Source organism: Ferrovibrio sp. (assembly GCF_046297595.1).
GTDB lineage: Bacteria > Pseudomonadota > Alphaproteobacteria > Ferrovibrionales > Ferrovibrionaceae > Ferrovibrio.
In genome coordinates this window covers 1-19,160 of sequence record NZ_JBKBHT010000012.1, presented here as the reverse complement: position 1 = coordinate 19,160, position 19,160 = coordinate 1, and the positions used below count along the sequence as shown (strand labels likewise).

Annotated in this window: 24 protein-coding genes; 9 read left to right on the top strand and 15 right to left on the bottom strand. The window is 63.5% G+C overall.

The features are described 5' to 3' along the window. The 4 genes from rplI to rpsF form a co-directional block, all read right to left on the bottom strand. The coding region (gene rplI / locus ACK4FJ_RS19825) for a 50S ribosomal protein L9 (protein ID WP_409768591.1) at nt 1-217 on the bottom strand (217 nt) is incomplete at its 3' end. Beyond that, nucleotides 217-1,188: a DUF2232 domain-containing protein gene (locus tag ACK4FJ_RS19820; RefSeq protein ID WP_409768588.1), complete on the bottom strand. Its 972-nt coding sequence runs from the start codon at nt 1,186-1,188 to the stop codon at nt 217-219. The genes ACK4FJ_RS19820 and rplI, both read right to left, overlap by 1 nt. A 45-nt stretch (nt 1,189-1,233) precedes the next feature. Further along, a complete protein-coding gene (gene rpsR, locus ACK4FJ_RS19815) occupies nt 1,234-1,512 on the bottom strand; it encodes a 30S ribosomal protein S18 (RefSeq protein WP_300302323.1) in 279 nt (92 codons plus the stop codon). Next, nucleotides 1,512-1,997 carry a 30S ribosomal protein S6 gene (gene rpsF, locus ACK4FJ_RS19810; RefSeq protein WP_409768585.1) on the bottom strand — a complete coding sequence of 162 codons (486 nt, stop codon included), beginning with the start codon at nt 1,995-1,997 and terminating at the stop codon, nt 1,512-1,514. The genes rpsR and rpsF overlap by 1 nt, the downstream gene beginning before the upstream one ends. Before the next feature lie 413 nt (nt 1,998-2,410). On the opposite strand from rpsF, the gene ACK4FJ_RS19805 reads away from it, so the two are divergent. Genes ACK4FJ_RS19805 through ACK4FJ_RS19795 form a run of 3 tightly spaced genes read left to right on the top strand, consistent with a single transcriptional unit; the run spans nt 2,411 to nt 4,023 of the window. Continuing rightward, nucleotides 2,411-2,659, top strand: a complete 249-nt coding sequence (locus ACK4FJ_RS19805; RefSeq protein ID WP_409768582.1) for a FitA-like ribbon-helix-helix domain-containing protein — start codon at nt 2,411-2,413, stop codon at nt 2,657-2,659. 27 nt (nt 2,660-2,686) lie between these two features. Then, nucleotides 2,687-3,106: a type II toxin-antitoxin system VapC family toxin gene (locus ACK4FJ_RS19800; RefSeq protein WP_409768579.1), complete on the top strand. Its 420-nt coding sequence runs from the start codon at nt 2,687-2,689 to the stop codon at nt 3,104-3,106. Continuing rightward, nucleotides 3,103-4,023, top strand: a complete 921-nt coding sequence (locus ACK4FJ_RS19795) for an SAM-dependent methyltransferase (protein WP_409768576.1) — start codon at nt 3,103-3,105, stop codon at nt 4,021-4,023. Before ACK4FJ_RS19800 ends, ACK4FJ_RS19795 begins: the two co-directional genes overlap by 4 nt. A gap of 4 nt (nt 4,024-4,027) precedes the next feature. Here the strand turns inward: ACK4FJ_RS19795 and ACK4FJ_RS19790 are convergent, their stop codons facing one another. After that, nucleotides 4,028-5,080, bottom strand: a complete 1,053-nt coding sequence (locus tag ACK4FJ_RS19790; protein WP_409768573.1) for a methyl-accepting chemotaxis protein — start codon at nt 5,078-5,080, stop codon at nt 4,028-4,030. Nucleotides 5,081-5,326: 246 nt separating this feature from the next. Here ACK4FJ_RS19790 and ACK4FJ_RS19785 point away from each other — a divergent pair, with 246 nt between their 5' ends. Together ACK4FJ_RS19785 and ACK4FJ_RS19780 are read left to right on the top strand one after the other, a co-directional pair. Next, nucleotides 5,327-6,718 (top strand): class II fumarate hydratase, encoded by a 1,392-nt coding sequence (locus ACK4FJ_RS19785; protein WP_409768570.1) that lies wholly within the window; start codon nt 5,327-5,329, stop codon nt 6,716-6,718. 105 nt (nt 6,719-6,823) lie between these two features. Further along, complete coding sequence (locus ACK4FJ_RS19780; protein WP_409768567.1) at nt 6,824-8,245, top strand: FMN-binding glutamate synthase family protein; 1,422 nt, start codon at nt 6,824-6,826, stop codon at nt 8,243-8,245. Here the strand turns inward: ACK4FJ_RS19780 and eutC are convergent. Further along, nucleotides 8,238-8,990 (bottom strand): ethanolamine ammonia-lyase subunit EutC, encoded by a 753-nt coding sequence (eutC, locus tag ACK4FJ_RS19775; protein WP_409768565.1) that lies wholly within the window; start codon nt 8,988-8,990, stop codon nt 8,238-8,240. The two genes, ACK4FJ_RS19780 and eutC, sit on opposite strands and share 8 nt — an antisense overlap. Further along, nucleotides 8,987-10,375, bottom strand: coding sequence for an ethanolamine ammonia-lyase subunit EutB (locus ACK4FJ_RS19770; RefSeq protein WP_409768562.1), 1,389 nt, complete (start codon nt 10,373-10,375; stop codon nt 8,987-8,989). The genes eutC and ACK4FJ_RS19770 overlap by 4 nt, the downstream gene beginning before the upstream one ends. A 100-nt stretch (nt 10,376-10,475) precedes the next feature. Here ACK4FJ_RS19770 and ACK4FJ_RS19765 point away from each other — a divergent pair, with 100 nt between their 5' ends. Next, nucleotides 10,476-11,225, top strand: a complete 750-nt coding sequence (locus tag ACK4FJ_RS19765; RefSeq protein WP_409768560.1) for an SDR family NAD(P)-dependent oxidoreductase — start codon at nt 10,476-10,478, stop codon at nt 11,223-11,225. Nucleotides 11,226-11,228: 3 nt separating this feature from the next. On the opposite strand, the gene ACK4FJ_RS19760 is transcribed toward ACK4FJ_RS19765, so the two are convergent. From ACK4FJ_RS19760 to ACK4FJ_RS19725, 8 genes are all read right to left on the bottom strand, one after another. Then, nucleotides 11,229-11,903: an SOS response-associated peptidase gene (locus tag ACK4FJ_RS19760; RefSeq protein ID WP_409768557.1), complete on the bottom strand. Its 675-nt coding sequence runs from the start codon at nt 11,901-11,903 to the stop codon at nt 11,229-11,231. A 33-nt stretch (nt 11,904-11,936) separates the two neighbouring features. Beyond that, nucleotides 11,937-12,935, bottom strand: coding sequence for a serine hydrolase domain-containing protein (locus tag ACK4FJ_RS19755; protein ID WP_409768554.1), 999 nt, complete (start codon nt 12,933-12,935; stop codon nt 11,937-11,939). 10 nt (nt 12,936-12,945) lie between these two features. Continuing rightward, a complete protein-coding gene (locus tag ACK4FJ_RS19750) occupies nt 12,946-13,413 on the bottom strand; it encodes a nuclear transport factor 2 family protein (RefSeq protein ID WP_409768551.1) in 468 nt (155 codons plus the stop codon). A gap of 52 nt (nt 13,414-13,465) precedes the next feature. After that, entirely contained in the window at nt 13,466-14,302 is an 837-nt protein-coding gene (locus ACK4FJ_RS19745) for an extracellular solute-binding protein (RefSeq protein WP_409768548.1), read from the bottom strand. A gap of 25 nt (nt 14,303-14,327) precedes the next feature. After that, nucleotides 14,328-15,125 (bottom strand): ATP-binding cassette domain-containing protein, encoded by a 798-nt coding sequence (locus ACK4FJ_RS19740; protein ID WP_409768545.1) that lies wholly within the window; start codon nt 15,123-15,125, stop codon nt 14,328-14,330. Then, nucleotides 15,073-15,780, bottom strand: a complete 708-nt coding sequence (locus ACK4FJ_RS19735) for an ABC transporter permease (protein WP_409768542.1) — start codon at nt 15,778-15,780, stop codon at nt 15,073-15,075. The genes ACK4FJ_RS19740 and ACK4FJ_RS19735 overlap by 53 nt, the downstream gene beginning before the upstream one ends. A gap of 93 nt (nt 15,781-15,873) precedes the next feature. Continuing rightward, nucleotides 15,874-16,617 carry a cytochrome c biogenesis CcdA family protein gene (locus tag ACK4FJ_RS19730; protein ID WP_409768539.1) on the bottom strand — a complete coding sequence of 248 codons (744 nt, stop codon included), beginning with the start codon at nt 16,615-16,617 and terminating at the stop codon, nt 15,874-15,876. Between the two features lie 41 nt (nt 16,618-16,658). Further along, on the bottom strand, nt 16,659-17,759 hold the full coding sequence (locus ACK4FJ_RS19725) for a YeeE/YedE family protein (RefSeq protein ID WP_409768536.1): 1,101 nt from the start codon (nt 17,757-17,759) through the stop codon (nt 16,659-16,661). 152 nt (nt 17,760-17,911) lie between these two features. Between ACK4FJ_RS19725 and ACK4FJ_RS19720 the strand changes: the two genes are divergently transcribed. The 3 genes from ACK4FJ_RS19720 to ACK4FJ_RS19710 all read left to right on the top strand — a co-directional run bounded on the left by ACK4FJ_RS19720 (nt 17,912) and on the right by ACK4FJ_RS19710 (nt 19,043). Beyond that, nucleotides 17,912-18,136 carry a sulfurtransferase TusA family protein gene (locus tag ACK4FJ_RS19720; RefSeq protein ID WP_409768533.1) on the top strand — a complete coding sequence of 75 codons (225 nt, stop codon included), beginning with the start codon at nt 17,912-17,914 and terminating at the stop codon, nt 18,134-18,136. A gap of 83 nt (nt 18,137-18,219) precedes the next feature. Further along, on the top strand, nt 18,220-18,429 hold the full coding sequence (locus ACK4FJ_RS19715; RefSeq protein WP_409768530.1) for a hypothetical protein: 210 nt from the start codon (nt 18,220-18,222) through the stop codon (nt 18,427-18,429). Beyond that, nucleotides 18,426-19,043 carry a hypothetical protein gene (locus ACK4FJ_RS19710; protein WP_409768528.1) on the top strand — a complete coding sequence of 206 codons (618 nt, stop codon included), beginning with the start codon at nt 18,426-18,428 and terminating at the stop codon, nt 19,041-19,043. Before ACK4FJ_RS19715 ends, ACK4FJ_RS19710 begins: the two co-directional genes overlap by 4 nt. Nucleotides 19,044-19,160 lie beyond the last annotated feature (117 nt).

Below are 19,160 nucleotides of genomic sequence, written 5' to 3'. Positions count from 1 at the left end.
CCATCTTGGCGGCGACCTTTTCGGCCTCGCCCTTCTTGGCCAGGTTCTGCGCCTCAAGCTGGGCGCGTTGCGTCTCGAAGACCTTCTTGTTGGCCTCGGTGGCCCGCAGCGCCTTCTTGCGCGGCAGCAGGAAATTACGGGCGTACCCGTCCTTCACCTTCACCACTTCGCCCATCTGGCCGAGCTTCTCGACGCGTTCGAGCAGAATCACTTCCATTAGTCGTTCTCCCGGCTGGCTCCGGCCCCGGCGAAACGCCGGCGGAAACCCGCCCATTCTTCGATGAAACCCAGGATGACCACCAGTACACCGACCAGTGCGCCAGCCACCACCAAAGCCGCATAAAAGGCGGCCAAAATCAGACCCGGCACGGCAGCTTTCGCCGCCAGGCCATGCACCACCGCCAACCCCTGCAGAAAGAAGGGGAAGGCCAGGATCGCCGCCACCGTGGCGCCGATGAAACCGGCATCGCCCGGCAGGACGAGGCCGGCGACGATCGCCGCCGCCAGCCCGAAGGCCAGCAGGCGCGGCAGCACCAGCAACCGGTAACGCGGGGTCGGGCGACGGTTCTGCTTGAGCATCCGTGCCAGGCCCTGCGCCAGGGTGCCGTTGATCGTCATCATCACCAGCCAGCTGAAGCCGAACACCGCCGGCATCATCGTGGCCAGGTTCTTCGCCACCGCCGCCATGTCGCTGCCCTGCTGGGCAGTTTCATTATGCGGCATCGCAGCCAGGAACTGTTCTAGCACCGGCTGCAGCATGGCGGGCATGCCGCCCTCGCGATCCGCCGTCAGCAGCAGCGCAAGGGCAAACAGCCCCAGCGCCCAGCCGACCAGCCAGACCACAAGCTGGCCCGCCGGATACCATTCCAGCTCGCCATGCACTTCGGCATTGGCCGAGGCTTCCGTGGCCGGACGCGCCAGCAGCGCCTGCCGCACCACCAGCACGGCCGGGGCCGCGAAGGTGACGAGGTAGATGCCGCCCGACAGCAGGCCGTTCAGCGCGCTGATCAGCGTGCCGACGGCACCGGCGATCACCACGGCGGGAAAGCCGTGGGTCAGGCCGGCCAGAAACAGCGGCAGCGGCGCCAGATAGCCGAGCATGATGCCGAGCGGACCGCTTGCGGCGGTCAGCACCAGCACCGCGCTCGCTCCACCGGCGAGGCTACCGAGTATCAGGCTGCGCATCATGGTCGCGGGTCCGTTACCGGCTCCCTTGCAGGAACCGGAGGTGGCTCACTTGATGACGAACGGCAGCAGGGCCAGGTTGCGGGCGCGCTTGATGGCCTGGGCCAGTTCGCGCTGCTTCTTGGCAGACACTGCGGTGATGCGCGACGGCACGATCTTGCCGCGCTCGGAAATGAAGCGCGACAGCAGCTTCACGTCCTTGTAGTCGATCTTCGGCGCATTCGCGCCCGAGAACGGACAGGTCTTGCGACGGCGGAAGAAGGGACGACGGGCGCCGCCGGCGCCGCCACGGCCGCCAGCGGCGGGCTTGGTACCAGTGCTCGACATTATGCGCTCTCCGGGGCAGCAGAGGATTCTTCACGTTCGAAACGCGGACGACGTTCGCCGCGATCACCACGATCACCGCGGTCACCGCCGAAGCCGCCACGGCCGCCGCCGAAGCCGCGATCGCCGAAGCCACGCTCCGGACGGTCGCCGCGCTCGCCGCGATCCTTGTTGAGCAGCATGGCCGACTGGCCTTCTTCCAGCTTCTCGACGCGGATGGTCAGGTAGCGCAGGATGTCTTCATGAATGCGCATGTTGCGCTCCAGCTCGGCAACGGCGTTGCCCGAGGCCTGGATGTTCATGAGCACATAGTGCCCCTTCTTGTTCTTCTTGATGCGGTAGGCGAGGTTGCGCAGGCCCCACTGCTCGGTCTTGGTGACCTCGCCGCCCTGGCCCTTGATGATTTCGCTGAATTGCGCGACCAGCGCCTCGACCTGAGCGGTCGAGATGTCCTGGCGCGCGATGAATACGTTCTCGTAGAACGCCATCGGCAGCTCTCCTTCTGGCTTTAGCGGCCCGGCGGCGGCGCACCATGCGACGACGGATCGGACCTGGCCGGACCCGGTATGAGTCCAGCAAGGAGCTATGTGAGGGCGCGGACTATAGCGATTTTCCCCCCATTGGCAATATGGGCCAGTGGGGCGGCGCCATTACCTTGAAGCCGCGCCATCGTTCCATATATGTTCTTAGTGCCCGGCGGCAAGGGGCAGGAGGGCACAATCCGGCAAAATTTCTCAAAACACTCTGATTTCGCCTGGAAATCTCGGATTTTGACGGAAAACGCGCGGAAATGACTGGAAAGCGGAGGAAATGGCAAAACCTGACTCAAAATGACGCAAAACACTCGATTTGATATCATTGATATCAATGATATCATTTATTAACGAATAGGGAGGCGGCCGTGGCCAGTATCGTGATCCGCAATATCGACGACGACCTCAAGGCCCGCCTGCGCCGGCGGGCCGGCCGGCATGGCCGTTCGATGGAGGAGGAACTGCGCGAGATCCTGCGCAGCGCCCTGGCCAGCGAAAGCCTGGGCGGGCGGGAATTCGTCAATGCGATCCGGGAGCGGCTGGAACCCTTCGGCTATGTCGAACTCGACCTGCCGCCCCGTACTGACATGGGCCGCGAACCGCCATCCTTCGATTGATGCGCGATCGATGGATGGGGGACTGTCATGCTGATCCTTGATACCAACGTGGTGTCGGAACTGATGCGGCCCGAACCCGATATGGCTGTCTGGGTCTGGATGTCGCGTCAGGCGCCGGCGTCGCTGCACACCACCAGCATCACGTTCGCCGAAATCCTGTATGGCCTGACCCTGCTGCCCGAAAGCCGGCGCCGGCAGGGCCTGCTGGTTGCCGTTGGCAGGATTTTCGCCGAACAGTTCCAGGGCCGCATCCTGTCCTTTGACGAGAATGCCGCGCCGGACTATGCCGCGCTGATGGCCGAGCGGCGACGGATCGGCCGGCCGATGGCGTTGCTGGATGCGCAGATCGCCGCCATCGCGCGCCGGCAGAAGGCCATTGTGGCAACGCGTAACGTGAAGGATTTCGAGGATTGTGGGATCGGCGTGGTGAATCCGTGGGAGCTGTGACTCGAACCGCCTATCTGGCCGCCGAGGGTTTCGAGGCGCAGTTGCGCGAGGAACTCGGTGCGCGCGTCACGGCCGAGCATGAGCGGCTATTCCTGGCGGAAGGCGAGGGGGCATCTGCATGGGCGGCGAACACCTGGTTCGACGTGCAGGAGGTTGCCATCGAGTCCATTGGTGACGCGGCGGCGAAACTCAAAAGCATCCAGCGCAACTGGACGCCATATGCGCCGCTGCATCACCGCCGCGCCAAGCTGATTGTCGAAAAGCTGCCGCATGTCTCGGCCAAACCGCTCAGTTTCGGCGCGCCGCTCCCGACCGCGCCGCTGGGCAGTTTCACGCTGCTGGCACCGGATCGCCTGCTTTATGCCGCGCGCTGTTCTTCGCCGTTGCCGAATGGCGAGTTCGTTTTCATTGAGGATCGCGAGGGGCCGCCCAGCCGCGCCTATCTGAAACTCTGGGAAGGCCTGACGCGGCATCGTCTGGAATTCGGCTCCCAGTTGCCGAAGGCAGGCGATATCTGCCTCGATCTCGGCGCGTCGCCCGGCGGCTGGACCTGGGTGCTGGGGTCGCTTGGTGCCGATGTCACGGCCATCGACAAGGCGCCGCTGGCGCCTAATGTGGCGGCGATGCCCAATGTGCGCTGGCAGCAGGGCAGCGCCTTTGCGCTGGAGCCGAAGGAATTCCCGCGCGTCGACTGGCTGTGTTCCGATGTGATCTGCTATCCGGCGCGGCTGCTGAAACTGGTGCGGCGATGGCTGGAGTCAGGCGGCGTGATGAACGCGGTCTGCACTCTGAAATTCCAGGGCGAAACGGATTTCGAAACGGCGCGCGCCTTCGCCGCCATTCCCGGCAGCCGGCTTCTGCATCTGCACCACAACAAGCATGAACTGACCTGGCTGTGGCGCCGGCCGGCAGGATGAATGGTCAGGCGCGTGGCTTCTGGGTGATCACACCGTACCAGCCCAGGCCATCGTAGGTTTCGTAGCCGATGGTATGGGCGAAGGCGATCAGCGATCCGTCGTCGCTGTAGTAATAGCCGCGGTCCTTGTCGCCGGTGTTCAGCGGAAAGGTCTGGTACAAGCCCTGATTGTCGGACGAAGCGATGATGCGGCGTTTGGCATCCAGCAGCAGCACGCGCGAACGCTGCCATTCTTCCGGGCTCAAGCTCGGCTCGTCCTTCACGATGCTCATGCCCTGCTTGTCCCAGTCGAACACCACGCCCAGCACGCCCAGCGGCTCGCCATGGATCTGGCCGCCACTGCGCACGGCGGCGGCATAGATCGCCACGGCCTTGTTGTCGTGGCTGGGGCTCTGGCTGATGTCGTCGACGATATAATCGTCGCCGCTGGCCGACTGCATGGCGCCCTGGAACCAGCGCGTTTGCGCCACCGAGGCCCTGGCTACGCGCGGGAACAGCTTGGGGTTCGAGGTCGCCACGACACGGCCGCGCGCATCCGCCAGCACGAGGTTGAGATAGACGGTGTAGAAGCGGTTGATCATCACCAGCCGTTCGCCGGCGCGGGCAAACAGCTCGTCCGATGGTTCGGCCAGGGCCTGCCACATGGCATCGTCGGTGGCCCACCAGCGGCAGTCGCAAGTGCGTTCATACAGGTTGCGCACGATCAGCTGCACCATGGTCTGCGCCATGTCGGTCAGGCGCGGACCTTCCAGATCCTTCACGATCTGGTCGACGATCTCTTCCGCCGCGCGTTTGGATTCCGTGATGCGTTTCATCACCACTTCGCGGAAGCGCTTGGAATTTTGCGAGGCCTGGTTGGCCAGCGACTTCACTTCCTGTGCCACCACGGCAAAGCTGCGTCCGACTTCGCCCGCGCGCGCCGCCTCGATCGAGGCGTTCAGCGACAGCAGGGTGGTCTGGAAGGCGATCTCTTCGTTATTGGCACCGAATTGCTGTACATCCTGTTCGATGCCATCGATGAGCTGATGCACCTGCAGGTGATGCGTCTGTGTGGTCATTGTTTTTGCACTCTTGCTTATGGCGAGACGCGGTCATAAATGCAGGATGTATGCCGACGAGTTTTACGCGAAGGTCTGGATGCGTGCGCAATTTTCGTGGGTGCTACATGCGAATTGTAAGCAGAAAACGGACACATAATCACATTATCTTCCGTATATGATCGAAGGTGTCCGATGGTATTGGCCGTAATTTCGGCATGCATTCAGGTCAATTGATGAAAAAACAGGCTGGAAGGTTTGATTGCCATGCAGATACGCCAGGAACGGGACGCTTTCGGCACAGTGGACGTACCCGCCGACAAATACTGGGGCGCGCAGACGCAAAGGGCGCTTAGCCTGTTCCGCATCGGCGGCGAAAAGCTGCCGCCGGCACTGGTGCGCGCCATCGGCCTGCAGAAACTCGCCGCCATCCGCGCCAATGCCAGATTGGGCGAAGTGCCGACCGATCTTGCCACCGCCATCGAAAAGGCCGCGCGCGAGGTATGGGCCGGCCAGTTCGACGATCATTTCCCGCTGCCGGTGTGGCAGATCGGCTCCGGCACCGCCACCAACATGAACGCCAACGAGGTGATCGCCAACCGCGCCAATGAATTGCTGGGCCAGCCGCTCGGCACCAAGTCGCCGGTGCATCCCAACGATCACGTCAATCGCGGGCAGTCGTCGAACGACACCTTCCCGACGGTGATGCATATCGTCACCGTGCTGGAACTGAAGCAGCGCCTGATCCCGGCGCTCGAAGGTTTGCATGCGCAACTCGATGCCAAGGCGAAAGCCTGGGCCGATATTGTGAAGATCGCGCGCACGCATCTGCAGGACGCCACGCCCATGACATTGGGCCAGGGCTTCGGCGCCATGGCGCGACAGGTCGAGCTTGGCGTGGCGCGCATTCATGATAGTCTGCCGCGTCTTTACATGCTGGCGCAGGGCGGCACTGCGGTCGGCACCGGCCTCAACGCGAAGGCCGGTTTCGATTCTGCTTTTGCGCGCGAACTGGCTGATCTCACCGGCCTGCCATTCGCCGCCAATCCGAACAAGTTCGAGGGCATGGGCGGCCATGATGCGTTGGTGGAGGCCAGTGGCATGCTCAACACCATTGCCGTGTCGCTCGCCAAGATCGCCAACGACATCCGTTTCCTCGGCTCGGGCCCGCGTGCCGGCCTGGCCGAACTGGTGCTGCCGCATGACGGGCTGACCTCGTCGATCATGCCGGGTAAGCGCAATCCCACCCTGGCCGAGGCTTTGCTGCAGGTCTGCTACCAGGTCATGGGCAACCATGTTGCCGTCACCCATGCCGCTACCGCCGGCCATTTCGAGTTGAACGTGGCCAAGCCGGTGATCGTGCACAACATCCTGCAGTCGGTTGCCCTGCTGGCGGATGCGGCGATGGTGTTCGGCAGCGACATGGTGGCCGGCATTGAACCCAATACCGTCACGCTGCAGCGCAACGTGGAACATTCGATCATGCTGGCCACCGCGCTGAACCCGCATCTGGGTTACGACCGCGTGGCGCAGATCGTCAACAAGGCTTTCCGGGACGGCACCAGCCCCAAGCAGGCGGCCATCGAGCTGGGCTTCCTGACGGCGGAGGATTACGATCGCCTGGCCGATCCGCGCGGCATGCTGGGGCCAAGGCCTTAATGGTTGGATTATCGAATGTTAATCCCGCCGCACCAGCCCTGATTGTGCTAGATTGATGCCCAAGCCGCCCGGTCGAGGCGGCGTGAATGGGTGGGAGAGACGGGTATGGTGCTGTATGTCTTCGGCGCCATCGTGCTGCTCGGTGCGGGTACGGTGGGCTGGTATTACATCTACGACCGCTGGATCCAGCGCGATCATGCGATCCGCCGCAATTTTCCGATCTACGGCCGCTTTCGTTACATCATGGAGAATCTGGGCGAGTATTTCCGCCAGTACTGGTTCACCGCCGACTGGGAGGAACGCCCGTTCAACCGCCTGACCCGTGCCTGGGTCTACCGTTCGGCCAAGGGCGTGTCGAACTACGTGGCTTTCGGCTCCGAAGTCGATGCCCAGCAGCCCGGCCACATCTATTTCCTGCATTCCGCCTTTCCGGTGAATGACGAGGAAACCGAGGCCTATACCGGCAAGTGGATCGGCAAGGACATCGTCGGCAAACCCTACAAGCCGAAAAGTTTCTTCAACATCTCCGGGATGAGTTACGGCGCGCTGTCCTCGGCCGCAATCACCGCCCTGTCCGAAGGTGCCGCCATGGCCGGTATCTGGCTCGATACCGGCGAGGGTGCCCTGTCGCCCTACCACCTGAAGGGCGGTTGCGACATCTGCTTCCAGATCGGCACGGCGAAATATGGCGTGCGCGATGCCGAGGGAAATCTCGACGAGGCCAAGCTGCGCAAGGTCGCCGAAATCGAGCAGGTGCGCATGTTTTGCATCAAGCTTAGTCAGGGCGCCAAGCCCGGTCGCGGCGGCATACTGCCGGGCTCGAAGGTGACGCCGGAAATCGCTGCCATCCGCGGCATCGAGGAGGGCAAGGCCTCGATCTCGCCCAGCCGGCATCACGACATCACCGACATTCCCTCTCTGGTCGCCTTCATCAACCGGGTGCGCGGTGTGGTCGACAAACCGGTGGGCATCAAGATGGCTGTCGGCAATTACGACTTCCTCGACGAGTTCTTTGCCTATCTCCAGGACCGGCCCGACGAAGCACCGGATTTCATCCAGATCGACGGTGCCGAGGGCGGCACCGGCGCGGCGCCAGCGCCGCTGGCCGATTATGTCGGGCAATCCATCGTGCAGTCGCTGCCCCTCGTGGCCCAGCGATTGCGCGAATACGGCCTGCGTAACCGCATCCGCCTGATCGCCTCGGGCAAACTGCTCACGCCCGACAAGGTGGCCTGGGCGATCTGCATGGGTGCCGATTACGTGGTCTCGGCACGTGGCTTCATGTTTGCGCTGGGCTGCATCCAGGCGATGAAATGCAATACCGGCCATTGCCCGACGGGTGTGACGTCGAACGATCCGCGTTTCATGCGCGGGCTGGATCCAACCCGCAAGGCGGTGCGCGTGGCCAATTACGCAAAAGCCGTGCAGCATGACGTGGAGGCCATCGCCCATGCCTGCGGCTGCAAGTCGGTGCGCGACCTGAAAGGCCAGCATGTCCGCGTCAATGGTGGCGATATCATCATGTAGAAGTCGGCAGCAGTGCGGCAACGCCGGCCGGATCGAGCTTCAGGCCTATGCCGCTCAGGCGCAACCGCCGCGCTTCGTGCAGCAACCAGAGTAAAGTGGCCGCTGCCTGGTCGTGACTCATGCCATCGGCGTGGATGTTGGAGATGCAGTTGCGTTCAGAATCGGCCCTGCCGACCTGTGGCGCCCAGGTGAGGTAAACGCCCAGGCTGTCGGCCACGCTCAGGCCGGGCCGCTCGCCGATCAGAACGGCCGCCGCTTTTGCATTCAGGCAGGTGGCGATGTGATCGCCCAGCGCCACCCGCGCCTGACTGGCCAATATGATCGGTGCGATGCGCCAGCCTGCCAGCCCCACCATGCAACGCTGCAACACCGGGACCGCATGCGTCATCACGGCACGTGCCGAGAGGCCGTCGGCGATCACGAAAGCGATGTCCCAGTCGCCGGCATGATCCTTCAGCATTGCGACCGAAGACTCGTCCAGCCGGCGGCCAAGATCGGGACGGCGCAGATAGGTGGCGCGATCCGGCGCCTGACTGTGCACCGCAAGGCAGGGCAGGGGGGTGAGGTGTTCGGCCAGCGCGGCGAAATCTGCAGCGCCATGCACGGCATCGCGGGCGCGGCCATGGGCGGCCTGGAATTCCAGCAATGCGGAAGTCGGCAATGCATCGCCGCTGCGACCCAGGCCGATGCGGGCCCGTGTGGTCTGGCGCCAGCGCACCCAGATATCCTTCGTCACGTCATTCATGATGACGTCAGGTCGGCCAGTCGACGCTGCACGGCTTGGTCTGGCGGCGGCAGGCGTCCCGTGGAATCCAGCATTCCCATGCGGCCAAGCCAAGCTTCGAACTCTGGAGCAGGACGAAGCTTGAGCAGATGGCGCAGGCCGAGCACGTCATGAAAAGACAGGCTCTGGTAATTCAGCATCACGTCGTCGGCGCCGGGCACCGCGATCAGGAAATTCACGCCCGCCGTGCCCAGCAAGGTCATCAGGCTATCCATGTCGTCCTGATCGGCTTCGGCATGGTTGGTGTAGCAGACATCAACACCCATCGGCAGGCCAAGCAGCTTGCCGCAGCAATGATCCTCCAGGCCGGCGCGGATGATCTGCTTGGCATCGAACAGGTATTCCGGTCCGATGAACCCGACCACGGTGTTGACCAGCAGCGGTTTGAACGCCCGCGCCACCGCATAGGCGCGCACTTCCAGCGTCTGCTGGTCCACGCCATGATGAGCATCGGCGGAAAGCGCGCTACCCTGGCCGGTCTCGAAATACATCACGTTGTCGCCCACGCTGCCGCGCTTCAGTGCCAGTGCGGCCTCGCGCGCCTCGCGCAGGATGGCGAGATCGACGCCGAAGCCTTTATTCGCTGCCTCTGTGCCGGCAATCGACTGGAACACCAAGTCAACCGGCGCGCCGCACTCGATCATCTGCAGCGTGGCCGTCACATGGGCCAGCACGCAGCTTTGCGTCGGGATATCGAAACGCTGGCGGATCGCCTCCAGCATTTCCAGCAGGCGGATGCCGTCGGGTACGCTGTCGCTGGCCGGATTGATGCCGATCACCGCATCGCCGATGCCGAACAGCAGGCCATCCAGCAGGGCGGCGGCGATGCCTTCCGGATCGTCGGTGGGATGATTGGGCTGCAACCGGCTGGCCAGACGACCCGGCTGGCCCAGCGTGTTGCGGAAGGCGGTGATCACGCGGCATTTCGCCGCCACCGCGATCAGGTCCTGGTTGCGCATCAGCTTGGATACGGCGGCAACCATTTCTGGCGTCAGGCCGGGCGCCAGGTTCGCCAATGTCGATGTATCAGCCTGATACGAGAGCAGCCAGTCGCGGAATTCGCCCACGGTAAGTGATGCGACCGGCGCAAAGGCAGTCGCGTCATGGCTGTCGATGATCAGGCGGGTAACCTCATCCTCTTCGTAAGGCAAGACGGCTTCATCGAGGAAGCGCCGCAATGGCAGGTCGGCGAGGGCCAGTTTCGCCGCGACGCGGCGCTCGTCGTTCTCGGCCGCGATACCCGCAAGCTGGTCGCCCGAGCGCAGGGGCGAGGCGCAGGCCAGCAGCGTCTTCAGGTCGGCGAAGACATGGCGGGTTCCGTTCAGGCTGGCAGCATAGGATGACATGGCGATCCTGAATTGGCAGCAAGAAGCATACCAGACCTGGCAGGCAGTTGCATGACGGAATGGTTTCCATGAAGCTGTTGCCATCAAATAGGAGGCAGGTATGGAACTCGGATTGAAGGGCAAGCGCGTTGTGGTGGCGGGTGGCAGTCGCGGCATCGGCCGCTCGATCGCACTGGCCTTTGCCGGCGAAGGCGCCGACGTATCGATCTGTGCCCGTTCGGAAGGCGCACTGCGCGAAACCGAGGCGGAACTCAAGAAGACTGGCGGCCGAGTACATGCTGCCACCTGTGACCTGGGTGATGGTGCGGCCGTACGCGGTTACGTCGAGGCTGCTGCCGCTGCATTGGGTGGCATCGATATCCTGGTCAACAACGCTTCCGGCTTCGGCCGCACCGATGACGAGGCCGGCTGGGCCGCTTCGATCAATGTCGACCTGATGGGCAGCGTGCGCGCCAGCCATACCGCCATCCCGCATCTGGAAAAGGCCGGCGGCGGCTGCATCCTGCATATTTCGTCGATCTCGGGTCTGGGCGCCAATGTGCGCACGCCGCCCTATGGCGCGGTGAAGGCCGCCCTGATCCAGTACACGCTCACCCAGGCCGCCGCGCTGGCGAAGCAGAATATCCGCGTGAACTGCATCGCGCCGGGCTCGATCGAGTTCCCCGGCGGCGTCTGGGACCAGGCCAAGGCCAATAATCCGAAGCTCTATAATGCCATCCTTGGCGGTATTCCCTTTGGTCGCATGGGCAGGCCGGAGGAAGTGGCCAATCTGGCGCTGTTCCTGTGTTCGGCTGCGGCGAACTGGATCACCGGCCAGACCGTGGCCGTGGATGGCGGGCAGAACCTGTAAGTCTCAGGCCACCTTCAGCGCCGGGTTGAGCGGCGCGAAGCATTCTGGCCCGTCTACCTTCACGCCGTTGACCACTGGCGTGACGCGGTAGCGCGCCATGCTCTCGGCCGGATAGGGCTGCATCAGACGCTGCAGGATCGAGGGCGGCGTGGCGGGATCGAGCCAGAGCGCAAAACCTTCGGGCGGCAGGATCACTGGCATGCGCTCATGCAGGGGGCTGAGATAGTCGTTGGCGGCAGTGGTGAGGATGGTGAAGCAGTCCTCGCCGCCATAGGCCGGCTCGCTCTGCCACAGGCCGGCAAAGGCGAACAGGCCGCCACCCTTCAGGCCGATCCGCCACGGCTGCTTCGTCTTTTGTCCTTCGATGGCCTGCCATTCGTAGAAACTGTCGGCCGGCACTAGGCAGCGGCGCTTGGCAAAAGCTTCCGCAAAGCTGGGTTTGCTGGCGGCGGTTTCGCTGCGGGCATTGATCAGCGGCGCATTGTTGGGTCCGGCGAAGCCCCAGCGCAGGGGCGCGAGTTCGCCTTTGCCAGGTGTGGGGCTGCGCAGCACAAAGCTTTTCTGTGTCGGCGCGATGTTCCAGCGCGGTGCCAGATTGGGACGCTGCATCAGTTCATAGGCCTCGAAAAACGAGGCCAGGTCGTCGAGCGATTTGGTCAGGCTGTATCGGCCGCACATGCAGCCTGCATAGCCGATCCGGCCCGAGTCGGGCTAGTCCGTCGCTGCCTCATATCCCAGCCAGAACAGGGAAGGCCGCCGGCCCGGGAAAATCGGCGCGACCAGCCTGGACATGAAGGAAAGGCCTCCATCGCCATTGGTGAATACGACCATGGCTTTCGCTGTTTTCCGAGAAGCCATCGTGAAAGTTTTGTAACCCTTCTGGTCGCCCCAGTGGAAAAAGAACAGGCTGGCGGTCTCCACTCCCCAGCCAAGGGTCCAGGCAACATCGTTGTCTGGCGAAGGTACGACGCTGTCGAGGCTGGTCAGTTGATCCTGTTGTACGTTTGCGCGAGGCGCCAGCCATGCTTCAAGTCGAGGGTATCGCAAGACGGCCTGCAGGAAGCGGGCATAATCATCCGCCGTCGTGTAAAGGGATCCTGCGGCATTGGCGCTTGTGACACGCTTTCCGGCAAAGCCATCCTCGAAACGGCGGCCAGTGGCCGTATGCGGTGCGGCATGATTCAGGCTGAACCGGTCCTGCCAGACAAAACTGGAGCGGGTCATTCCCAGTGGCTCGAATACCAGTCGGCGGGCGAATGCTTCCAGTGGTTCACCGCAGACATGCTCAACTGCCCTCTGCAGATATACATAACCCTCGCCGGAGTAGCTGAAACGTTCGCCGGGCGTGAAATAGGTTTTCAATGGATAGTCGTGGCTGCGCCAGTTCGGCAGGCCAGCGGTGTGGGACAGGATGTGGCGGGGGGTGATTGTCGCCGCGCGCGGATCATCCGTCAGATAGTTGGGGAGTAGATTTACCAGAGGCGCATCCAGCGACAGGATGCCTTTATCTGCCAGTTGCAGGATGATGAAAGCAAAGACCGGCTTGCTCAGCGAAGCCGCCTCGAAAACAGTGAACCGGTCGACCGGTTGTTCCGAAACGCAATCCCGCAGGCCATATACCGAGCAGGTCGGTGCTGCATCACCTGAAACCATTGCCATCGACAGGCCCGGTACATGATGCCTGGCCATCAGGTCTTCAATATTGCTCATGGTCTATGTATCAGCCCAGATGCGGCTTTGCCTCCGGCCGTGCCTTCAGAGCCGCACCTTCGCGGCTGAGGATTTTCGCCACGCGTTCGGGCGGAAAGCCGAGGTCGAGCAGGGCAGGGCCGGTATTGGCCACCTCGCGGTATTCCGCGATCAAACCGTCGCGCAGGGTGTAGATGCCCACGCCTTCGAACATCACGCGTTTACCCTGTGCCTCGGGCAGCAGGGATTTGTAGGAAAAAGTATAACGGGCATAGAGCGTCTTGCCGTCGCTGACCGGATCATGCAGGTGCCAGCAGAAATCCTCGGCCGTGCGATAGAACCAGTCATTCACCAGTTCGGCGATCCTCGCACGGCCGCGGAAGGCGCCGTAGAAGACGTCGTGATAGACGGCATCCTCGGTGAACAGTTGCGCAAAGGCCTCGCCGTCGCGTTTTTGCACGGCCTCGCTGAAAGCGCGCAACAGGGCTGCGGTATCCATCGTTTCCTCCTGCTTTTGCGGGATGGTAGGAGGAAACGACGGGCCCGTAAACTCAGCTGCTCTGACCCGGCTTGTAGTTCGGGAAGAACAACTGTTCGCCGCCGATCTTGTAGGCGGCGATGGCGTCCTGGCCTTCCTTCGAGGTGAGCCAGTCGATGAAGGCCTTGCCTTCGGTCACTTTCACATGGGCATGCTTGGCCGGGTTCACCAGCATCACGCCATACTGGTTGAACAGCTTCACGTCGCCCTCCACGGCGATCAGCAGGTCGCCACGGTTCTTGAAGTTGAGCCAGGTGCCGCGGTCGGTGAAGGCATAGGCGTTCATGGCGCTGGCGGTGTTCAGCGTCGGGCCCATGCCCGAACCGGTCTCGCGATACCAGCCTTCGCCCGCCGTCTTCACGTCGATGCCGGCTTCCTTCCAGATGCGCAGTTCGGCGGCATGGGTGCCCGAGCTGTCGCCGCGCGAGGCGAACGGCGCCTTGGCGGCGGCGATCTTCTTGTAGGCCTCCACCACGTTACGTGTGCCTTTCACCTTGGCCGGGTCGCTTTTCGGGCCGACGATGACGAAGTCGTTATACATCACCAGGCGGTGATCAACGCCGAAGCCGGCATCGACGAACTTCTTCTCGGCCACCGGGTCGTGCACGAAGACCACGTCGGCATCGCCCTTCTCGCCGGTCTTCAGCGCCTGGCCGGTGCCCTGCGCCACCACGCGCACCTCGATGCCGGTCTTCTTGGTGAAGATCGGTAGGATATGGCCGAACAGGCCGGACTGCTCGGTTGAGGTGGTGCTGGCCACCACGATGAAATTACCCTGTGCAAAGGCAAGGCTGCTGGTCAGGGCGAGGACTACGCCAGCCACCAGGCCGAGGAGATGTCTGCGCTTCATGGATGCCTCCGTTGTTTTTGTGTTGTTACCAGGTGAGATCGCCGTTGAGAAAAGCCTGCGCCGGCGCGCTGCGTGGCGCATTGAAGAATTCCGTGGCCGGCGTGCGTTCGGCGACGCGGCCGCGATGCAGGAAGATCACGTCGCCGGCCAACCTGCGCGCCTGACCCAGGTCATGGGTGGTCATCACGATCTTGGTGCCGGTGGCAGCGATGTCGGTGATGATGCTTTCCACCTGCCGTGTTGCATTGGGATCCAGCGCGGCGGCGGGTTCATCCAGGAAGAGGATCTGCGGGCCCAACGCCCAGGCGCGGGCCAGTGCCAGACGCTGCTGCTCGCCGCCGGACAGCACACGGGCAGGGCGCTGGGCCAAAGCCGTGAGGCCGACGCGCTCCAGCGCTTCCATGGCGCGGGCGAAGCGCGTGCCGCCATTGAGGCCGCGCAGCTTGAGCGGGAACAGCACATTGGCCAGCACCGAACGACGCAGCAGCACCGGTTTCTGGAACACCATGGCCTGGCCGAAGCGCAGGGCTTCCGGATTCTGCGCCGCCAGTCCCTGCCAGATCACGCGGCCGGCGGTGGGCCGGATCAGGCCGTGGCAGAGCCGCAGCAGCAGGCTTTTACCGGCGCCATTCGGTCCCAGCACCAATGTCGGTGCGCCGGGATGGAAATCCAGGTCGATGCCATGGATCAACGGCTGGCCATTGATGGCATACTGCACGTTTTGAAGTACCAGCGGCAGAAGCATGGCGGGCGCATGCATGGCCTGCACCTCAGGCACCCTGGGCACGCCGCGCGGCGTTGCCCAGCGTGGTGGCGGCGGCATTGATGCTGACCGCAATCGCCAGCAGAACGATACCCAGCGCCATGGCCAGCGCGAGGTCACCGCGGCTGGTTTCCAGCGAGATCGCCGTCGTCATGGTGCGCGTCACGCCGGCGATGTTGCCGCCAACGATGATGATCGCGCCGACCTCGGCGATGGCGCGGCCGAAACCGGCCAGCACGGCGGTGCTCAGGCTGAAACGCCCATCCCAGAGCAGCGTGGCGATGGCGCCGAGCCGGGTGAGGCCCAGCGAACGGAGTTGTTCCTCGTATTCGCTCCACAGGTCAGCCACCACCTGGCGCGACAGCGCTGCGACAATGGGGGTGATCAATACCACCTGGGCCATCACCATGCCGGCGGCGGTGAACAGCCAACCGAAGGTGCCCAGAGGGCCGGAGCGCGAAAGGATGAGATAAACGACCAGGCCGACCACGACCGGCGGCAGGCCCATGCTCGCATTCAGCACCACGATGCAGGCATTGCGGCCGGGAAAACGGGCCAGCGCCAGGAAGGCGCCGAGCGGCAGGCCGATGATGCTGCCGATCACCACGGCCGAGAGGCTGACGCGCAGCGACAGGCCGATGATGCGCATCAGTTCGGCGTCGAACTGCCAGATCAGGCTGAGGGCGAGATGGAAGGCATCGCTGATCGTGTTCACGCCACCGACTTAGCGCAGGATTTCATGGCGGCAAAGCGCTAAGCGCTTATTTCCACAGGCAGTTTTGGCAACAAAAAATCTTGTCGCCAAAACTCAGCCGAACTTGGCCAGCCAGGGGAAGACTTCCAGCATGTAGTAGCTGAGCTGGCCGAGGCTGTTGGTGAAGATCAGGATGCCGGTGATCACCAGCAGGGCGCCGGCCACGATCTCGACCTTATGCAGATGGCGGCGGAATTTCTGCATGAAGCGCATGAAGGGCTTCACGGCCAGGGCGGCAAGCAGGAAAGGAATACCCAGGCCCAGCGCGTAGGTGGCCAGCAGGGATACGCCATAACCCAACTGGTCGCGGCTGGCGGCCACGGTCAGGATGGTGGCGAGGATCGGGCCGACGCACGGCGTCCAGCCGAAGGCGAAGGCCAGGCCGATCAGATAGGCGCCGACGATGTTGGTCGGCCGTTCGGTGGTGTTGATGCGGGCCTCGCGGTAGAGCAGCGGAATCTTCAGCAGGCCCATGTAATGCAGGCCGAAGATCACGATCACCGCGCCGGCGACCTTGCCGATGATGTCGATATTCTCGACGATCAGGCGGTTCAGCGCCGAGGCCGTGGCGCCCATGATGATGAAAACGGTGGAAAAACCGATCACGAAGGCCAGCGCCGAAACAAAGACGCGGCGGGTGAGGGCCGGATCGACGCCGTTTTCATTCACCAGCCGGTCCAGCGTGGTGCCGGCGACGAAACACAGATAGGCCGGCACCAGCGGTAGCACGCAGGGGCTGAGGAAACTCAGCAGGCCGGCGCCGGCGGCGGCGGCATAGGAAACATCAAGACCACCCATAACGGCATTCACTCCCGGCGGATCACTGCCGCCGGCGGGGATCAATCGCGCGCGAACAACGCGCGGACCGCCCCCGGCAGGCTGCCTTCCTCAAGATAGCGGACGCCCAGAACGCCGCCAATCACGATGCCGCCAAGTGCGACAAAGCTGCCCAGGGCCAGGGTGCCGATGCCGGTCAGGCCCTGACCGACGGTGCAGCCCAGGGCCGTGACGCCGCCAATGCCCATCAGCGTGCCACCCACCAGATGCGCAACAACGTCCTGCGCGTTGGCGAAGCTCTCGACGCGGAAGCTGCGATCCGCCTTGGCCATCAGGAAAGCGCCGAGGATCACGCCGCCTACGGTGCTGATGCCGAAATCCAGCGTCGCGCCGGTGAAGGTCATCAGATATTGCAGGGCATTGCCGATGGGCGCCACGAAGGTCATGGAGACCAGCGGCGCGGGCTCGAATTCATCTGCACCAAGGATGCCGGTAGCGGCCCAGCCGCCCGTAACGGTCAGGCCGATGACGATGGCGGCGACGATCAGCGCAGGCTGGCGGCGGAAGCGCGCATCCTTGAAGACCCACAGCAGCAGCGCGGCGGGGATGGCCAGCGCCAGGATCCAGCGCAGCAGCCCGGCATCGGCGCCGAAGGCGGCAAGCAGATCGGGCAGGGTCTGGCTGGCGAAGCCGCGGCTCTTCAGGTCGATCACTGACCAGCCTTCCAGCCACAGCCGTGCCGGACCGAACAGGCCGCGCAGGGTGGCGTAGCCGGCGATGCCGATCATCAGCACCACGAGCAGGGATTTCAGGTTGCCGGCACCCAGCCGCACCAGCGTGCGACTGCCGCAGCCGCCCGCCAGCACCATGCCGAAACCGAACAGCAGGCCGCCAATGGCGGCGCCCAGCCAGCCGAGGTTGGTCGTGGCATAGATCGAGGTGTTCAGATCGATCAACCCCGTCAGGTGCAGCAACTGGCTGCCCAGCATGGCGGTGGCAATCGCCAATGCCCAGGCACGTGCCCGGTTGCCGTCGCCCATCAGCACCATGTCGCTGATCGCGCCCATGGTGCAGAAGTTGCTCCGCTGCACGGCGGCGCCGAAGGCCAGACCCAGCACCAGGCCGGCAAGGTTGACGAGATAGGGCAGGGGAAGGGCACTCATGATGGGCTCGGGGATACGGTTGCAGGCTGCCAGGGCAGCAATTATGACGGGATGGCCGAGGATTATAGTATTTACATTGCAGAAGTGAAGTATTATATTAATAAACAAACATAGTTGTTAAATATGCAATCAAGCCTCCACGGGACCACGTCATGAGTCAGATGCTCGATGTCAAAGGCCTGAACTGCCCGCTGCCGGTCCTGCGCGCCAAGAAGGCCATGAAGACTGTGGCCAAGGGCGAGGTGCTGACGGTGGAGGCAACCGATCCCAATACCATGCGGGACATGGCGGCCCTTTGCGAGGCGGCTGGTTTCACCCTGCTGTCGGCGGAAGAGCAGAGTGGGGTCTTCGTGTTCCGCATCCAGCAGGCGGCTTGAAGTCACTTTGATCCTCGCGGCAGGTGTTGGCGCTGCATTGTGAATGCGCTAGCCTGCAAGCCTCGCGATTCAAGGTGTTTACGATGGCAAAGTTCACGGCCGACGACATTGTTCCGGGCCAGCGTTTCGAGCAGCGGCATGGCTTCATCTGGCGCGTCACGCGCCTGATCCAGTTTCCTGGCGAAGATGCCAAGCATGTGCAGTTGATCAACGAGCGCGATGCCAGTAGCACCAAGACGGTGTCGGTCAGCGCCCTGCTGGATCGGAACCTGTTCAAGCTGGTGGAAAAATGATGCAGCCGGCGGCGCCCGCTATCCTCGCGCGCCGCCTGGCGGCTGTTTGTGGCCTGTTTGCCCTGGCTGCCTGTGCCGCCGATGAACCGCCGCCAGCGCCCCCGGTCGTGGTGCCGCCGCCGGTTGTTGCGGTCGCTCCTCCGCCACCCCCTCCGCCGCCTCCACCCCCGCCACCGAATGTCCTTGCCGGCCATGTCGCCAGCTACAAGACTCTGGTGGAGGCCGAGGCGGCCTGGCCCAGGCTGTCCGAACGGTTTCCGGTGATGCGGGACGCGCCGAAACGTTACGTCGAGGTTGATTTAGGCGGGGACCGCGGCAAGGTGGTGCGCCTGCTGCTCGGAGCCTTCCCGGACCGTGCTGCCACAATGGCCTATTGCCGCGGCCTGCGCAGTGCCGGCGCCTATTGCGCGCCGCATGACCTGCCCGCGCCGGAAACGGCCACCGCGCCTGTCATGCCGCCGGCTGCCATGAGCGCGCCTCAGCCTCAGTCCGCTCCAGCCACGCCGACTCCGGCCCCGTCGATGCCAACCGCCGCACCGACGCCCCGGCCGGCGCCAGCGCCGCCCCCCGCGCCATCTCAGGGCATGCCGGCATCGGTGCTGAAACAGGGTTAATCATTCGTTAACCTACAGTTGTGCCTGTATTGCTGTATTAACGGTTTTCTGGCACAAAAAGGGTGTTGCGAAGGCATCGCAGGACGAATCCTGTTTATCGCAGGGGCGGACCGGGTG

Coding starts and splice junctions, on each gene's coding strand:
- ACK4FJ_RS19760 (WP_409768557.1), bottom strand. CDS start 11,903: ATGTGCGGCCGATACAGCCTGACCAAATCGCTCGACGACCTGGCCTCG.
- ACK4FJ_RS19820 (WP_409768588.1), bottom strand. CDS start 1,188: ATGATGCGCAGCCTGATACTCGGTAGCCTCGCCGGTGGAGCGAGCGCG.
- eutC (WP_409768565.1), bottom strand. CDS start 8,990: ATGAATGACGTGACGAAGGATATCTGGGTGCGCTGGCGCCAGACCACA.
- ACK4FJ_RS19740 (WP_409768545.1), bottom strand. CDS start 15,125: ATGCCGCCGCCACCACGCTGGGCAACGCCGCGCGGCGTGCCCAGGGTG.
- ACK4FJ_RS19715 (WP_409768530.1), top strand. CDS start 18,220: ATGGCAAAGTTCACGGCCGACGACATTGTTCCGGGCCAGCGTTTCGAG.
- ACK4FJ_RS19765 (WP_409768560.1), top strand. CDS start 10,476: ATGGAACTCGGATTGAAGGGCAAGCGCGTTGTGGTGGCGGGTGGCAGT.
- ACK4FJ_RS19755 (WP_409768554.1), bottom strand. CDS start 12,935: ATGAGCAATATTGAAGACCTGATGGCCAGGCATCATGTACCGGGCCTG.
- ACK4FJ_RS19745 (WP_409768548.1), bottom strand. CDS start 14,302: ATGAAGCGCAGACATCTCCTCGGCCTGGTGGCTGGCGTAGTCCTCGCC.
- ACK4FJ_RS19725 (WP_409768536.1), bottom strand. CDS start 17,759: ATGAGTGCCCTTCCCCTGCCCTATCTCGTCAACCTTGCCGGCCTGGTG.
- ACK4FJ_RS19790 (WP_409768573.1), bottom strand. CDS start 5,080: ATGACCACACAGACGCATCACCTGCAGGTGCATCAGCTCATCGATGGC.
- ACK4FJ_RS19770 (WP_409768562.1), bottom strand. CDS start 10,375: ATGTCATCCTATGCTGCCAGCCTGAACGGAACCCGCCATGTCTTCGCC.
- ACK4FJ_RS19780 (WP_409768567.1), top strand. CDS start 6,824: ATGGTGCTGTATGTCTTCGGCGCCATCGTGCTGCTCGGTGCGGGTACG.
- ACK4FJ_RS19720 (WP_409768533.1), top strand. CDS start 17,912: ATGAGTCAGATGCTCGATGTCAAAGGCCTGAACTGCCCGCTGCCGGTC.
- ACK4FJ_RS19785 (WP_409768570.1), top strand. CDS start 5,327: ATGCAGATACGCCAGGAACGGGACGCTTTCGGCACAGTGGACGTACCC.
- rpsR (WP_300302323.1), bottom strand. CDS start 1,512: ATGTCGAGCACTGGTACCAAGCCCGCCGCTGGCGGCCGTGGCGGCGCC.
- ACK4FJ_RS19710 (WP_409768528.1), top strand. CDS start 18,426: ATGATGCAGCCGGCGGCGCCCGCTATCCTCGCGCGCCGCCTGGCGGCT.
- ACK4FJ_RS19750 (WP_409768551.1), bottom strand. CDS start 13,413: ATGGATACCGCAGCCCTGTTGCGCGCTTTCAGCGAGGCCGTGCAAAAA.
- ACK4FJ_RS19800 (WP_409768579.1), top strand. CDS start 2,687: ATGCTGATCCTTGATACCAACGTGGTGTCGGAACTGATGCGGCCCGAA.
- rpsF (WP_409768585.1), bottom strand. CDS start 1,997: ATGGCGTTCTACGAGAACGTATTCATCGCGCGCCAGGACATCTCGACC.
- ACK4FJ_RS19730 (WP_409768539.1), bottom strand. CDS start 16,617: ATGGGTGGTCTTGATGTTTCCTATGCCGCCGCCGCCGGCGCCGGCCTG.